At 62.0% G+C, this 15,287-nt stretch carries 15 protein-coding genes and 1 pseudogene; 7 read left to right on the forward strand and 9 right to left on the reverse strand.

From position 1 onward, the window contains the following. Position 1 precedes the first annotated feature (1 nt). The 3 genes from rsmB to def are packed head-to-tail and all read right to left on the reverse strand — an operon-like array spanning position 2 to position 2,831. A complete protein-coding gene (gene rsmB, locus NH234_RS01040) occupies positions 2-1,312 on the reverse strand; it encodes a 16S rRNA (cytosine(967)-C(5))-methyltransferase RsmB (RefSeq protein ID WP_367255400.1) in 1,311 nt (436 codons plus the stop codon). Then, entirely contained in the window at positions 1,309-2,268 is a 960-nt protein-coding gene (gene fmt, locus NH234_RS01045) for a methionyl-tRNA formyltransferase (RefSeq protein WP_085733889.1), read from the reverse strand. The genes rsmB and fmt overlap by 4 nt, the downstream gene beginning before the upstream one ends. A 56-nt stretch (positions 2,269-2,324) precedes the next feature. Beyond that, positions 2,325-2,831, reverse strand: a complete 507-nt coding sequence (gene def / locus NH234_RS01050) for a peptide deformylase (protein ID WP_085733888.1) — start codon at positions 2,829-2,831, stop codon at positions 2,325-2,327. A 169-nt stretch (positions 2,832-3,000) separates the two neighbouring features. Here def and NH234_RS01055 point away from each other — a divergent pair, with 169 nt between their 5' ends. The 3 genes from NH234_RS01055 to NH234_RS01065 all read left to right on the forward strand — a co-directional run bounded on the left by NH234_RS01055 (position 3,001) and on the right by NH234_RS01065 (position 5,818). Continuing rightward, positions 3,001-4,026, forward strand: coding sequence for a LysM peptidoglycan-binding domain-containing protein (locus NH234_RS01055; protein WP_085733887.1), 1,026 nt, complete (start codon positions 3,001-3,003; stop codon positions 4,024-4,026). A gap of 79 nt (positions 4,027-4,105) precedes the next feature. Further along, positions 4,106-5,206: a DNA-processing protein DprA gene (gene dprA / locus NH234_RS01060; RefSeq protein ID WP_085733886.1), complete on the forward strand. Its 1,101-nt coding sequence runs from the start codon at positions 4,106-4,108 to the stop codon at positions 5,204-5,206. Between the two features lie 54 nt (positions 5,207-5,260). Further along, complete coding sequence (locus NH234_RS01065; protein ID WP_085733885.1) at positions 5,261-5,818, forward strand: L-threonylcarbamoyladenylate synthase; 558 nt, start codon at positions 5,261-5,263, stop codon at positions 5,816-5,818. Between the two features lie 43 nt (positions 5,819-5,861). On the opposite strand, the gene NH234_RS01070 is transcribed toward NH234_RS01065, so the two are convergent. After that, positions 5,862-6,839, reverse strand: coding sequence for an NADPH:quinone reductase (locus NH234_RS01070; protein ID WP_367255403.1), 978 nt, complete (start codon positions 6,837-6,839; stop codon positions 5,862-5,864). Between the two features lie 152 nt (positions 6,840-6,991). Here NH234_RS01070 and hemF point away from each other — a divergent pair, with 152 nt between their 5' ends. Both hemF and aroE read left to right on the forward strand, forming a co-directional pair. Beyond that, entirely contained in the window at positions 6,992-7,906 is a 915-nt protein-coding gene (hemF, locus tag NH234_RS01075) for an oxygen-dependent coproporphyrinogen oxidase (RefSeq protein ID WP_085733883.1), read from the forward strand. Between the two features lie 9 nt (positions 7,907-7,915). Then, complete coding sequence (gene aroE / locus NH234_RS01080; protein WP_367255406.1) at positions 7,916-8,737, forward strand: shikimate dehydrogenase; 822 nt, start codon at positions 7,916-7,918, stop codon at positions 8,735-8,737. Positions 8,738-8,743: 6 nt separating this feature from the next. On the opposite strand, the gene NH234_RS01085 is transcribed toward aroE, so the two are convergent. From NH234_RS01085 to betC, 3 genes are all read right to left on the reverse strand, one after another. After that, entirely contained in the window at positions 8,744-10,312 is a 1,569-nt protein-coding gene (locus tag NH234_RS01085) for a SulP family inorganic anion transporter (RefSeq protein ID WP_085733881.1), read from the reverse strand. Between the two features lie 101 nt (positions 10,313-10,413). After that, positions 10,414-11,331 carry a choline ABC transporter substrate-binding protein gene (choX, locus tag NH234_RS01090; RefSeq protein ID WP_085733880.1) on the reverse strand — a complete coding sequence of 306 codons (918 nt, stop codon included), beginning with the start codon at positions 11,329-11,331 and terminating at the stop codon, positions 10,414-10,416. Positions 11,332-11,347: 16 nt separating this feature from the next. Further along, the gene (gene betC / locus NH234_RS01095; RefSeq protein WP_367255408.1) at positions 11,348-12,862 is read right to left on the reverse strand and encodes a choline-sulfatase; all 1,515 of its coding nucleotides are present in this window, start codon (positions 12,860-12,862) and stop codon (positions 11,348-11,350) included. 114 nt (positions 12,863-12,976) lie between these two features. Between betC and NH234_RS01100 the strand changes: the two genes are divergently transcribed. Continuing rightward, positions 12,977-13,927, forward strand: coding sequence for a LysR family transcriptional regulator (locus NH234_RS01100; protein ID WP_085733878.1), 951 nt, complete (start codon positions 12,977-12,979; stop codon positions 13,925-13,927). A 4-nt stretch (positions 13,928-13,931) separates the two neighbouring features. Here NH234_RS01100 and NH234_RS01105 read toward each other — a convergent pair whose 3' ends face one another. Beyond that, on the reverse strand, positions 13,932-14,591 hold the full coding sequence (locus NH234_RS01105) for an NAD(P)-dependent oxidoreductase (RefSeq protein ID WP_085733877.1): 660 nt from the start codon (positions 14,589-14,591) through the stop codon (positions 13,932-13,934). Between the two features lie 84 nt (positions 14,592-14,675). Between NH234_RS01105 and NH234_RS01110 the strand changes: the two genes are divergently transcribed. Next, positions 14,676-15,002, forward strand: coding sequence for a DOPA 4,5-dioxygenase family protein (locus NH234_RS01110; RefSeq protein WP_085733876.1), 327 nt, complete (start codon positions 14,676-14,678; stop codon positions 15,000-15,002). A 21-nt stretch (positions 15,003-15,023) separates the two neighbouring features. Here the strand turns inward: NH234_RS01110 and NH234_RS01115 are convergent. Next, positions 15,024-15,116, reverse strand: a pseudogene (locus tag NH234_RS01115) (GFA family protein); the annotation flags it as partial. Positions 15,117-15,287 lie beyond the last annotated feature (171 nt).

Genomic DNA, 15,287 nt, shown 5'->3' on the forward strand with positions numbered 1-15,287 from the left:
TTTAGCCGCGCGCGGCAGCGATCTTGATCAGCTTGGCGTAGTAGAACCCGTCATGCCCGCCCTGCTGGGCCAGCAATTGGCGACCATGGGGTTGCTTGATCCCGGCTGCGGTGGCCAGATCCAGTTCCCGGGCACCTGGCGTGCGCTCAAGGAATGCGCCGATGACTTCGGTGTTCTCGGTCGGCAAGGTCGAGCAGGTGGCGTACAGCAGGATGCCGCCCACTTCGAGGGTTTTCCACATCGCGTCGAGCAACTCGCCTTGCAGTTGCGCGAGGGCGACGATGTCGTCGGCCTGACGGGTCAGCTTGATGTCTGGATGGCGGCGGATCACCCCGGTGGCCGAGCACGGCGCGTCGAGCAGGATGCGCTGGAACGGTTTGCCGTCCCACCATGCCGCCGTGTCGCGACCGTCGGCGGCGATCAGTTCGGCGTTCAGACCGAGGCGTTCGAGGTTTTCTTTCACCCGCACCAGACGCTTGGCTTCCAGGTCCACCGCGACCACACCGGCCAGTGCCGGTTCGGCTTCGAGGATGTGGCAGGTCTTGCCGCCCGGTGCACAGCAGGCGTCCAGCACTCGTTGGCCCGGCGCGAGATCAAGAAGGTCTGCGGCCAGTTGCGCGGCTTCGTCCTGCACGCTGATCCAGCCCTCGGCGAAACCCGGGAGGCTGCGCACGTCAGCGGCGGCGTCGAGGACGATGCCGTCGCGGCTGAAGGTGCACGGCTGCGCGGCGATGCCCGCTTCAGTCAGCAGACCGAGGTAGGCGTCACGGCTGTGATGACGGCGGTTGACCCGCAGGATCATCGGCGGATGCGCGTTGTTGGCCTCGCAGATCGCTTCCCATTGCTCAGGCCAGAATGCTTTCAGGGATTTTTGTAGCCAGCGCGGGTGGGCGGTGCGCACCACCGGGTCGCGTTCCAGTTCGGCGAAGATCGCCTCACTTTCGCGCTGGGCGCTGCGCAGTACGGCGTTGAGCAGGCCTTTGGCCCACGGCTTTTTCAGCTTGTCCGCGCAACCGACGGTTTCGCCGATGGCGGCGTGCGGCGGGACGCGGGTGTAGAGCAACTGATAGAGACCGACCAGCAGCAACGCCTCGACATCGGCGTCGGCGGCCTTAAACGGCTTCTGCAGCAGTTTCTCCGCCAGCGCCGACAAACGTGGCTGCCAGCGGGCGGTGCCGAACGCCAGATCCTGGGTGAAACCGCGATCGCGATCCTCGACCTTGTCCAGTTGCGTCGGCAGAGAGCTGTTGAGCGAAGCCTTGCCGCTCAGGACGGCGGCGAGTGCCTTGGCGGCAGCCAGACGCGGGTTCATTGAGCGTCCACCGTTGCGCCCAGTACGGTGCCGGTGGCGAATTTCTCACGACGGCTGTTGAACAGATCGCTGAAGTTCAGTGCCTTGCCGCCGGGCAATTGCAAGCGGGTCAGGCACAGCGCCTGTTCGCCACAGGCGACGAGCAGACCGTCCTTGCTGGCGCCGAGGATGGTGCCCGGTGCGCCTTTGCCTTCGGCCAGTGTCGCCGCCAGCACTTTAAGTGCTTCGCCGTTGAGCGTGCTGTGGGTGATCGGCCATGGATTGAAGGCGCGGACCAGACGTTCCAGCTCGACGGCCGGACGGCTCCAGTCGATGCGCGCTTCGTCCTTGTTCAGTTTGTGCGCGTAGGTGGCGAGGTCGTCGTTCTGCACTTCGCCTTCCAGGGTGCCAGCAGCCAGACCGGCAATCGCTTGCACGACGGCTGGCGGGCCCATCTCGGCGAGACGGTCGTGGAGGCTGCCACCGGTGTCTTCGGCGCTGATCGGGGTGACGACCTTGAGCAGCATCGGCCCGGTATCGAGGCCCGCTTCCATGCGCATCACGGTCACGCCGCTTTCGGCATCGCCCGCTTCCACGGCGCGCTGGATTGGCGCCGCACCACGCCAGCGTGGCAGCAGCGAGGCGTGGCTGTTGATGCAACCCAGGCGCGGAATATCCAGCACCACTTGCGGCAGGATCAGGCCGTAGGCGACCACCACCATCAAGTCAGGCTTGAGAGCTGCGAGCTCGGCTTGAGCGTCAGCGTTGCGCAGGGTCGGCGGCTGCAACACCTGGATATTGTTTTCCAGAGCGAGCTGTTTGACCGGGCTCGGCATCAGTTTTTGCCCACGACCGGCCGGACGATCCGGTTGGGTGTAGACCGCAACGATCTCGTAAGGGCTGTCCAGCAAGGCCTTGAGGTGTTCGGCGGCGAATTCCGGGGTGCCGGCAAAAACGATGCGCAGTGGCTCAGTCATGGGGGAGTCTCATAAAAAGAAAAAGGCTTGCCGCAGCAAGCCTTTGGAGAGGGGCATCAAGCGTTCTGGCGGTGCTGCTTTTCCAGTTTCTTCTTGATCCGGTCGCGTTTGAGCGTGGACAGGTAATCGACGAACAACTTGCCGTTGAGGTGGTCGCATTCGTGCTGGATGCACACGGCGAGCAGGCCTTCGGCGATCAGTTCGTAAGGCTGGCCGTCACGATCCAGAGCCTTGATCTTGACCTTCTGCGGGCGGTCGACGTTTTCGTAGAAACCCGGCACCGAGAGGCAGCCTTCCTGGTATTGCTCCATTTCGTCGGTCAGCGATTCGAACTCGGGGTTGATGAACACCCGGGGTTCGGTGCGGTCTTCGGAAAGGTCCATCACGACGATACGTTTGTGCACGTTGACCTGGGTCGCGGCAAGGCCGATGCCCGGCGCTTCATACATTGTTTCAAACATGTCATCGACCAGCTGACGCACTTCGTCGTCCACTACAGCCACAGGTTTGGCGATAGTGCGCAGACGCGGGTCCGGAAATTCGAGGATGTTCAAAATGGCCATAAGCTTGATTGCTGCACGTGTGAGGTAAAGTCGGGCGATGGCCTGGCGGGTCCGAAGATGCAGGCTACCGTTGTGAAACGTAGCTCCTTGCTTTTAAGCATAGAGCAGGGAGCGAGCCACGGGGGCTCTGGCGTTTCACGCGAACGCACATAATAAAGGGATTCACCGCATGAGGAAATCACTACTCGCCCTGCTGTTTCTGGCTTCGGCCGGCGCAGCGCACGGGCAAGTGCAACTCAAGGAAGGTTTTCCACAGCAATACACAGTGGTTTCCGGGGATACGCTCTGGGACATCTCCGGTAAATATTTGCGCGAACCCTGGCAGTGGCCGCAGCTGTGGCGGGCCAATCCGCAGATCGAAAACCCCAACCTGATCTATCCGGGCGACACGCTGACGCTCAGTTACGTCAACGGCCAGCCCCGCCTGACCCTCAATCGCGGGGAGTCGCGCGGCACGATCAAGCTGTCGCCACGGATCCGCAGCAGCCCGGTGGCCGAAGCGATCCCGAGCATTCCGCTCAAATCCATCAACAGCTTTCTGCTGAGCAACCGCATCGTCGACAAGGTCGAGGACTTCGACAAGGCGCCGTACATCGTTGCCGGCGATGCCGAGCGGGTGCTCAGCGGCACCGGCGACCGGATCTTCGCCCGCGGGCATTTCGATCCGAACCAGCCGGTCTACGGCATCTTCCGCCAGGGCAAGGTCTACACCGATCCGCAGAGCAAGGAGTTTCTTGGGATCAACGCCGATGACATCGGCGGCGGTGAAATCGTCGCCACCGAGGGTGACGTTGCCACCCTCGCCCTGCAACGCACCACCCAGGAAGTGCGCCTCGGCGACCGTCTGTTCAGCGGCGAAGAGCGTTCGATCAACTCGACCTTCATGCCCAGCGCTCCCTCCACCGACATCAAAGGCCTGATCATCGACGTGCCACGGGGCGTAACACAGATCGGCGCAATGGACGTGGTGACCCTGAACAAGGGCAAACGCGACGGTTTGGTCGAAGGCAACGTGCTGGTGGTGATGAAGACCGGGGAAACCGTGCGTGACCGGATCACCGGCCAGCCGTTGAAAATCCCCGATGAACGTGCCGGATTGCTGATGGTGTTCCGTACCTACGACAAGCTCAGTTACGGCCTGGTACTCAACGCATCGCGCTCGCTGGCGGTGCTGGACAAGGTGCGAAATCCTTAGCTGGCTTCACAAGTTACCAACAGAGTTATCCACAGCTTGTTCCGAAAGGTTCGGGGCTTATAACGATCAAGGATGATCCATGATGATGTCTGTCTCTACGCCGGTTTCCCCGGCGGAACTGGAAGCGCGTTTGCGCCTGCACCGCTTGCCGGAAATCGGCCCGAAACGTTTTTCCCGGTTGCTCGAAGCGTTCGGCTCCGCCTCCAAAGCCATCAGTGCGCCGGCCAGTGCCTGGCGCTCGCTGGGTTTGCCGGTGGCGAGCGCCGACGCCCGCCGTTGTCCTGAAGTGCGTGATGGTGCCAGTCGCGCATTGGCCTGGCTAGAGCGCCCGGGCCAGCATTTGCTGATGTGGGACCAGCCGGATTACCCGGCATTGCTGGCGCAGATTCCTGATCCACCACCGCTGCTGTTCGTCGCCGGTAAACCGCTGATCCTGGAAAAACCGCAACTGGCGATGGTCGGTAGCCGCCGCGCTTCACGTCCGGGCATGGACACCGCCACGGCGTTTGCCCGCAGCCTGGCCGGAGCCGGTTTCGTCATCACCAGTGGCCTGGCGCTGGGCATCGATGCCGCCGTGCATCAAGCCGCGCTCGACGTCGGCGGGCAAACCGTGGGTGTGCTGGGCACCGGGCTGGAAAAATTTTATCCACAGCGCAATCGGCGGCTGGCGGAGACGATGATTGCCTCTGGCAGCGCGGTGATTTCGGAGTTTCCACTGGACGCCGGACCGACGGCGAGCAACTTCCCCAGGCGCAACCGGATCATCAGCGGTTTGTCCCTCGGCGTACTGGTGGTCGAGGCCAGTGTGGCCAGCGGCTCGCTGATCACCGCGCGACTGGCAGCGGAACAGGGTCGTGAGGTCTATGCGATTCCCGGCTCGATTCACCACCCCGGCGCGCGCGGTTGCCATCAACTGATCCGCGATGGCGCGGTACTGGTAGAAACCATCGAGCATATCCTCGAGGCCCTGCGTGGCTGGCAGCACTTGCCGGTATCCACCACTGCACCGGCTACGGACAATCCGTTGCTGCGCCTGCTGCACGCGGCACCTCACACCAGTGAGGGCTTGGCCGACAGCAGTGGCTGGGCTTTGCCCAAAGTGCTGGCGGCGTTGACCGAATTGGAGATGGATGGCCGCGCGGTATGCGAAAACGGCCGCTGGTTTGCGCGGGTAAGCTAGGTTTTACATTGAAGATCGGTAAACTGCGCAAAACCTGTTTTCGGAGAGTTTTTCATGGTCAACAGTTGGCGTGTGCAACAAGCCGCACGAGAGATTCGCGCCGGGGCGGTGATTGCCTATCCAACCGAAGCCGTCTGGGGGCTGGGGTGCGATCCGTGGAATGAAGAAGCGGTGGATCGCCTGTTGGCGATCAAGAACCGTTCGGTGGACAAGGGGTTGATCCTGGTCGCCGACAACATTCGTCAGTTCGATTTCCTGTTCGAGGATTTCCCCCAGGACTGGATCGATCGCATGGCCAGTACCTGGCCGGGGCCGAACACCTGGCTGGTGCCGCACCAGAACCTGTTGCCGGAGTGGGTGACCGGGGTGCATGACACCGTGGCATTGCGGGTCAGTGATCATCCGCAGGTGCGGGACTTGTGCTCGCTGGTCGGGCCGTTGATCTCGACCTCGGCCAACCCGCAAGGCAGGCCGGCGGCGAAGAGTCGCTTGCGGGTCGAGCAGTATTTCCGTGGTCAGGTCGATCTGGTGTTGGGCGGAATGCTCGGTGGGCGCAAGAACCCGAGCCTGATTCGCGATCTGGCGAGTGGCAGGGTTGTGCGCCCGTCCTGACTCCGCGTTGCCTGCAATAGCCGGCTTGCCGGCGATGGCGCACTCAAGGCAATAGAACAGTCGAACCTGTCGTGCGTCGCGCCGACAACTCGGTCTGCGCTTTTGCCGCTTCAGCCAGTGGATAACGCTGGCTGATATCCACTTTCAGCTTGCCGCTGGTGATCATCCCGAACAGCTCATCCGCCATGCGTTGCAGGTTCTCTGCGTTGTTGGCGTAGGTCGCGAGCGTTGGCCGGGTGACGTACAGCGATCCTTTCGCCGCCAGAATCCCCAGATTCACGCCTTCCACCGCGCCCGACGCATTGCCGAAGCTCACCAGCAGCCCACGGGGCGCCACGCTGTCCAGCGAGGCCAGCCAGGTGTCCTTGCCGACGCCGTCGTAGACTACCGGGACTTTTTTCCCGTCGGTCAATTCCAGCACCCGCTGGGCAACGTTTTCGTGGCTGTAGTCGATGGTTTCCCAGGCGCCATGGGCCTTGGCCAGATCGGCTTTGGCTTGCGAGCTGACGGTGCCGATCAGCTTCACTCCCAGCGCTTTCGCCCATTGGCAGGCCAGCAAACCGACGCCGCCGGCCGCCGCGTGGAACAGAATGGTTTCGCCGCCCTTGAGTTCATAGGTCTGACGCAGCAGGTACTGCACGGTCAGGCCCTTGAGCATCACGCCGGCGGCGGTTTCGAAGCTGATGGCGTCCGGCAGGTGCACCAGATTGGCCTCGGGCAGGACGTGCACGTCGCTGTACGCGCCCAGTGGGCCGCTGCCATACGCCACGCGGTCACCGACCTTGAACCGGGTGACGGCGCTGCCCACTGCCTCGACGATGCCCGCGCCTTCCGCCCCTACTCCGGACGGCAATGACGGTGGCGCGTAGAGACCGCTGCGGTAGTAGGTGTCGATGAAATTCAGGCCGATGGCCTTGTTGCTCACGCGAACTTGCTGCGGGCCGGGTTCGGCGGGCTGGTAGTCAACGTATTCGAGCACTTCGGGGCCGCCATGGGTGCGGAACTGGATTCGCTTTGCCATCTGCCTACTCCTTGGGACGATTCGGAAGGCCCCTATCGAACTCCCCTGCTTGATCTTCGTCAACTGCGGCGTGCCTACCTGCGATGGTATGCTACGCGCCCATTTGCGCCACCCCCTCGCCCACGGGGCGATGCCCGATCCAAGGTGAAGCCATGACGACCCGCACCGACGCCGTAAAGGCCTATCTGCTCGACCTGCAAGACCGCATCTGCGCGGCCCTGGAATCCGAAGACGGTGGCACGCGCTTCGTCGAAGACGCCTGGACCCGTGCAGCCGGCGGTGGCGGTCGCACCCGGGTGATCGAGAACGGCACAGTAATCGAAAAGGGCGGCGTCAACTTTTCCCACGTCTTCGGCAGTGGCCTGCCACCGTCCGCCAGCGCCCATCGGCCGGAACTGGCCGGGCGAGGTTTCGAAGCCCTCGGCGTGTCGCTGGTCATCCATCCGCACAACCCGCATGTGCCGACGTCCCACGCCAACGTGCGCTTTTTCATTGCCGAGAAGGAAGGCGAGGAGCCGGTCTGGTGGTTCGGCGGTGGCTTCGACCTGACGCCGTATTACGGCAACGAAGAAGACTGCATCCACTGGCACCGCATCGCCGAGCAGGCCTGCGCGCCGTTCGGCCCGGACGTCTATCCGCGCTACAAGGCCTGGTGCGACACCTATTTCCACATCAAGCATCGCCACGAGCCGCGTGGCATCGGCGGCCTGTTCTTCGACGACCTGAACGAGTGGGACTTCGATACCAGCTTCGCCTTCATGCGCGCCATCGGCGATGCATACATCGACGCTTACCTGCCAATCGTGCAACGCCGCAAGAACGATGCGTTCACCGCCAAACAGCGTGAGTTCCAGGAGTTCCGTCGCGGTCGCTACGTCGAGTTCAACCTGGTCTACGACCGTGGCACCCTGTTCGGCCTGCAGTCGGGCGGGCGAACCGAGTCGATCCTGATGTCGCTGCCGCCACAAGTACGCTGGGCCTACGACTGGAAAGCCGAGCCGGGCAGCGAAGAAGCACGCCTGACCGAGTACTTCCTGCAAGACCGCGACTGGCTGGCCCAGGCCTGAGGACTTCTGATGGATCGTTACGTCGTTTTCGGTAACCCGATCGGCCACAGCAAGTCGCCGATGATTCACAAACTGTTCGCCGAACAGACCGGGCAGAGCCTTGACTACAGCACGCTGCTGGCGCCGCTCGACGATTTTTCCGGCTGCGCCACGGCGTTTTTCCAGGAAGGTCGCGGTGCCAACGTGACCGTGCCGTTCAAGGAAGACGCCTACCGCCTGGCCAACAGCCTGACTGACCGTGCCCAGCGCGCGGGCGCGGTGAACACCTTGAGCAAACTCGCTGACGGCACCTTGCTCGGGGATAACACCGATGGTGCCGGGCTGGTGCGCGATCTGACGGTCAACGCCGGGTTCAGCCTCACCGGCAAACGCATTCTGCTGCTCGGCGCCGGTGGCGCGGTGCGCGGTGCGCTGGAGCCGTTGCTGGCAGAAAAACCGGCCTCGGTGATCATCGCCAACCGCACAGTGGACAAGGCCGAGCTGCTGGCTGAACTGTTCTGCGACCTCGGGCCGGTGTCGGCCAGCGGTTACGATTGGCTGCGCGAGCCGGTGGACGTGATCATCAACGCCACCTCTGCCAGTCTCACCGGCGATGTGCCGCCGATTGCAGAAAGTCTGATCGAACCCGGCAAGACCCTGTGCTACGACATGATGTACGGCAAGGAACCGACCGCGTTCTGCCGCTGGGCCAGCGAGCATGGTGCGGGCGTGGTGATGGATGGCTTGGGCATGCTGGCGGAACAGGCGGCGGAAGCCTTCTTCCTGTGGCGCGGTGTGCGTCCCGACACTGCGCCGGTTCTGGCGGAGTTGCGTCGACAACTGACGCTGTAAGGCGCTTTAGTCTTCGAAGCGGATCGGGCATTTCTCCGGCCCTTCGAGTTTGCGCAACTCCTCCACTACCTGTGGTCGCGCCTGACGCAAGGTCAGGCTGCGATCCTGACGCAGCAGGCGCCGGGCCTCCTGATGAAGCATTTCCACGCCGGAATAGTCGATGAAGTTGATCTGCTGCGCCTCGATCACCACCCGCGCGCCATGCATCCGTTGCAGACGCACTTGCAGGTAGTGGCTGGCGCCGAAAAAGATCGACCCGCCGACCCGCAAAACATCGTCTTCGCCATCGCGCCAATGCTGCACCCGGGGTTGCGAGGTGCGCTTGAGGTAGAAAAACAGCGACGCCAGCACCCCGGCATAAATCGCCGTCTGCAATTCCAGCAGCAACGTGGCAACGCAGGTGAGGCTCATCACCACAAACTCGGCCCGGCTGACCCGCAGCAACGCACGAATGCCACGGTAATCCACCAGCCCCCAGGCGATCAACAGAATGCTGCCGGCCATGGCCGGGATCGGAATGTGTGCAATCAACCCGGCGCCGAAAATCGCGAACAGCGCCACCCACAACGCCGAAAACACCCCGGCCAGCGGTGAACAGGCCCCGGCCTCATAGCTCAGTCCGGAGCGGGTGAACGAGCCGGCTGACAATGATCCCGAAAAGAACGCCCCGACGATGTTGGAAAGTCCCTGGGCACGGACTTCCTGATTGGCATCGAGCAGTTGCTGGGAACGCGCGGCAATCGAACGGGCGATCGACAGACTGGTGACCAGCCCGAGCATGCCCACCGCTACGGCGCTCGGCAGCAGGCGCAGGACCAGATCTACATCCAGCGGTAACCCGCTGAACGGCGGCAGGCGCCCGACAAAAGCGCTGACCAATTGAACATGGCCGAACATCGCCGGCCACAGCCACACCACCAGACTGCCGAGCACCAAGGTCATCAGCAGCGTCGGCCAGCGTGGCAGCAGTTGTTTGAGCAATACGCCAACCACCACCGTAGCGACACCGAGAACCAGCGACGGTTTATCCACAGCCCCCAGATGCCGCAGCAGATCCATCAGGCTGGCCAATGCCGTGGCCTTGGCCGGCAGATCCAGCCCCAGCAGATTCGGCAGTTGACCGATGGCAATCACCACCGCCGCGCCGAGGGTGAAACCCAGCACCACCGAGTGCGAGACGAAATTCACCAGCGCGCCGAAGCGCAACAGGCCAAGCAGCCACTGGAAAATCCCCGCCAGGAACGTCAGCAGCAGAATCAGGGTGATGTAGTCCTGTGATGCAGGCACGGCCAGTGGACTGACACTGGCGAACAGGACAATCGAAATGGCAGCGGTCGGGCCGCAGATCAAATGCCACGACGAGCCCCACAGGCAGGCGATCAGTACCGGGATGATCGCGGCATACAGGCCGTACTCGGGTGGGAGCCCGGCGATCAGGGCGTAGGCAATCGACTGCGGCAACGCGAGAATCGCGCCGCTGAGGCCGACGACCAGATCCCGCCCGACGCTGGCGCGGGTCTGCCGGGGCAGCCAGGTCAGGAAGGGGAAAAGTGAGCGACGGCTGGGGAGGGCCATGGATCCTCTCGGGTGAAATTTTGCGCATTGTACGCAGCCCGGGACGCCGAGCGTCCATTGCGGCGTTCCCACGCAGAGCGTGGGAACGATCGGCCGCGTAGTTACAGTTTGGCTTTTACGGCCGGCAACGCATCTTTGCCGTCCACGGTTTTCACACCATCAAGCCACTTATCCAACACCCCCGGATTTGCCTTGATCCAAGCCTTCACCGCATCCGCATTGCTGACCTTCTTGTTCACCACCTCAGCCATGATGCTGTTCTCCATCTCCTGAGTGAACGAAAGATTGGTCAGCAATTTACCCACATTCGGACAGGCCTCGGCGTAGCCCTTGCGGGTCAGGGTGTAGACGCTGCCCGTGTCGCCGAAGTATTTCTCGCCGCCCTTGAGGTAATGCATTTTCAGCTGCACGTTCATCGGGTGCGGGGTCCAGCCGAGGAAGGTGACGAATTTCTGTTTCTTCACCGCCCGCGAGACCTCGGCAAGCATCGCCTGTTCGCTGGACTCGATCAGCTTCCACTGGCCCATGTCGAAGTCGTTCTTCTTGATGATCTCTTGCAGCGAAATGTTCGCCGGCGCGCCGGAGCCGATGCCGTAGATCTTGCGCTCGAACTTGTCGGCGAATTTGTTCAGGTCAGCAAAGTTATGCACACCCGCATCCCACACATAATCCGGCACGGCCAGGGTGAATTCGGTGCCGTCGAGGTTCTTCGCCAGCTGCGTGACATCGCCGGTGGCGACGAACTTGTCGTAGAAACCCTGCTGCGCCGGCATCCAGTTGCCGAGGAACACGTCGACCTGGCCGTCCTTCAAACCACCGAAGGTGATTGGCACCGCGAGGGTGTCGACCTTGGCCTTGTAGCCCATGCCATCCAGCAGAAACCCGGTGATGGCATTGGTCGCGGCGATGTCGCTCCAGCCGGGATCGGCCATTTTCACCGTGTCGCAGCTCTCGGCGAACGCGGATGCGCTGCCCAGTGCCAGCAGACTGACCGTCACGACTGTGGATAACTTGACCATGGACTTCCCCTTAACGTTATTGGTTTTGGCAGGGTTGTGGATAACGGGCCTTGCGCTCCAGGTCATCGAGGTCGATGTGGTTGCGCATGTACTGCTGACTGGCGTCCACCAGCGGCTGGTGATCCCAGCTCTTCAGCTTGCCGATGGTCAGCGCCTCGGCAACGAAGCGCCGGCGCCGCTGGCTTTCGAGGACATCGCGGTGGATCGCCGGAATGTCCCACTTGGCCCGTGCTTCGGCGAGAAAATCGTCGAAAAGCTGGCGATGTTGCGAGGATTGACTGAGTTCTTCCTGTTCCCGTGGATCGTTATCCACATCGAAGAGTAGGCAAGGGTCGGTCTCGCTGTAGATAAATTTGTAGGCGCCACGCCGGATCATCATCAGCGGGCTGACGGTGCCTTCGGCCATGTATTCGCCGAACACCTCGTCATGGCCACCCTGCCCTTGCAGGTGCGACACCAGCGAGCGGCCATCCAGCGGCAGATTTTCTTCCAGGCTGCCGCCGGCCAGCTCCACGAAGGTCGGCAGCAGGTCGGCAGTGGACACGGCGGCGCTCACACGGCCCGCATTGAACTGACCCGGAGCACTTATCAACAGGGGCACTCGCGCTGCCATCTCGAACCAGTGCATTTTGTACCAGAGGCCTTTTTCCCCAAGCATGTCGCCGTGATCGCCGGAGAACACGATGATGGTGTCATCGATAAGCTCTGTATCCTCAAGGGTTTGCAGGAGTTTGCCGACGTTGGCGTCGATATAGCTACAGGCGCCGAAATAAGCGCGACGCGCATCGCGAATCTTATCCACAGGCAGCGGCTTGTCCCACAGGTCGTAAACCTTGAGCAATCGCTGGGAGTGCGGATCGAGCGAATGCTGATCCGGCGTTGTCGGAAGCGGGATATCCGCATCGTCGTACAAATCCCAGAAGGCCTTGGGAATCGTGTACGGGTCGTGGGGGTGAGTCATCGACACGGTCAGGCAGAACGGCTGGTCGCCGTCCTCGCGAATATGGTCGAACAGGTATTGCTGCGCCTTGAACACCACCTCTTCGTCGAAGTCGAGCTGGTTGGTGCGCACGCACGGCCCGGCCTGCAACACCGACGACATGTTGTGATACCAGCTCGGCCGCACGTCGGGCTCGTCCCAGTTCACCGCCCAGCCGTAGTCGGCCGGGTAGATGTCGCTGGTCAGGCGCTCTTCGTAACCGTGCAGTTGATCGGGGCCGCAGAAATGCATCTTGCCCGACAGCGCGGTGCGGTAACCGAGGCGGCGCAGGTAATGGGCGTAGGTGGGGATGTCGGCGGGGAAATCGGCGGCGTTGTCGTAGGCGCCGATCTTGCTCGGCAACTGGCCGCTGACCAGGGTGAAACGCGACGGCGCGCACAGCGGGCTGTTGCAGTACGCGGCATCGAACACCACGCCTTGTTCGGCGAGGCGGCTGAGATTCGGCAGTTTGATCGGCGACTGGCCGTAGAACGGCAACATTGGCGCGGCCATTTGATCGGCCATGATGAAAAGAATGTTCTTGCGCTTCATGTGATCGCGGCATTCCATAGTGAATATTTATGCGACATTGCTGCGATCGAGCATGGATTCCACGCAATTTCCGGTAAAGCCCGCGCCGGACAATGACTAGGATAAGCACAGCTTATGTATGAAGCCCTCGGTGATTTGTCGCTGGATCTGCTGCGTGCCTTCGAGGCGGCTGCCCGTCATCGCAGTTTTACCGCTGCAGCGGTGGAGCTCGGCACCACTCAGCCGGCCATCAGTCAGCAGATCAAAAGGCTGGAGGAGCAGCTCGGAACACGGCTGTTCGACCGGATCTACCGAGGCATTGAGCTGACCGAGGTCGGTTCGATCCTGTTTGAGCAGGTTACCCTCGGTTTGCAGAATATCGACGCAGGATTGAGCGCAATCAGCACGCAGCAGCAACATGAAGTGCTGCAGGTCGCCACCGATTTCGCCTTCGCCGCGTACTGGCTGATGCCACGCCTGTACCGTTTCCATGAAGCTTATCCACAGGTGGACGTGAGCCTGGTCACCAGCGAGCGCAATCACAACATGCTGCGCCCGGATATCGACGTTGCCGTACTGTTCGGCGACGGTCGTTTCAAGCAGGGCGAAAGTCACTGGCTGTTCAGCGAAGAAGTGTTTCCCGTGTGCAGTCCGCAATTGCTCAAGGATCGCGCCCTGCCCTTGCCGCTACAGGCGCTGCTGGAGTTTCCGCTGCTGCATTTGCGCGGTGAGAACAGCAGCAACTGGTTCGACTGGAGCGGTCTGTTCCGCGAACTCGGCATCAACACGCCGCCCGCGCCGGGCCAACTGCGTTTCGACAACTACACCTTGCTGATTCAAGCGGCGATTGGCGGTCAGGGTGTGGCCATCGGCTGGCGGCACCTTGTGGATAACTTATTAACCCAAGGGCTGTTGTGCCGGCCGATCGCCGAGACCACCCTGTCGCGCCTCGGTTATTACGTGGTGTTGCCGCAGCGCAAACGCCGGGGCGCATTGATCCAGACGTTCGTGGATTGGCTGATGGCCGAACAGGCCAGCAGCGCCGAGTCCCTGGCCGGACTGCCGTTACCCTCGATTGCTGTGTAACGGATCAGGTAGCAGCAACAAAATCCACGTGCTGACGCAGATGCAGATTCAACCGCAGCTCATCGGAAATCCCCACCGCCACCCGACTCAGGCGCTCCAGCGGCTCGGCGAGACCCGGTTCAAGCGTGCGGCCGACCTGACTGAAATGCTCGATTGTCAGCCCGGCGACACTGCGCGGTGCATTGACCAGCGTCCAGTGCAGCGGGCTGCTTTGCAGGGCTTCGCGTATTTCCTTGGCGGCGTGGCGTTGCAATGGGTCGGCGTTTTCCGGATCGTCCAGTGCTTCGAATTCGCCGATGACAAACAGCCGCGAGACGTTCGCAGCCTGCAACCCGTCGATCAACGCATCCACCGCCAAAACCTGTTCCACAGGCCCCAGCACCACGGATTTCTCGACATGATCGCTGCTCAACGGCAGGCCCGGCGCATTGAGCAGGCAGATCACCGCCGAGCTGCCGGCCACGCTCTGATTGACCCGCTTGGCGTCCAGCAGGTCGCCGCTTTTAGTACGCAGCCCCGGCCGTGGCGCGAGCGCCGTCAGATCGTCGAGGATCGCGATGACTTCGTGCTGGCGGCGCAGCAGTTCAGCCATCAACGCACTGCCCAGGCTACTCATGGCACCATAGAGCACCACTTTTACCACCGGGGTTTCGGCATTTTTCATGGCTGAGGTCCCTTTTGTTTTCCCTTGTATGGCGTGTGACATACGGCCAACGCCGAGGGTTCGAACCGATACAGAGGGTTTGCGATGCAGACGATCAAGGGTTATCACGCTCACGTTTATTACGACGCCAGCACCATCGAACAGGCGCGGACGCTGTGTGAGCAGGCCGCGAAATTATTCCCATTGAAGATGGGCCGTGTGCACGAACGCCCGGTCGGCCCGCATCCGGACTGGAGCTGCCAACTGGCCTTCGGGCCCGAGCTGATCGGCGAAGTGCTGCCGTGGCTGGCGCTCAATCGCAAGGGGTTGGTGGTGTTCCTGCACCCGGACACCGGTGATGACTTGCTCGACCACACCGAGCACGCAATCTGGATGGGCGCGATGCGGCCGCTGGATCTGTCTATTTTTTGATCAGGCTGTTTCTTTGCTGGTCGAGAAGTGGCAATGGGCAATGTCGCGCAAGGCTCCGCTGAACTGATAACGGATATGTCCGCAATGGCAGCCGCCGCTGTGCAATTCACTCATTGTCCCGCCCTCACGTATCCGTGTTCATTGCCTCTAGTCGCATCCGACGGTCGGTTGGCCGTTCGCATCGATGCTTTCACCTGCGAAAGCTGGCTGAAAGGTTGCCCCATTAGGATCGCCGCCACTGCCGGCAACAGACCGGTTGGCCAACGCGTGTGATTGCTCCCGCGA

Source organism: Pseudomonas sp. stari2 (assembly GCF_040760005.1).
GTDB lineage: Bacteria > Pseudomonadota > Gammaproteobacteria > Pseudomonadales > Pseudomonadaceae > Aquipseudomonas.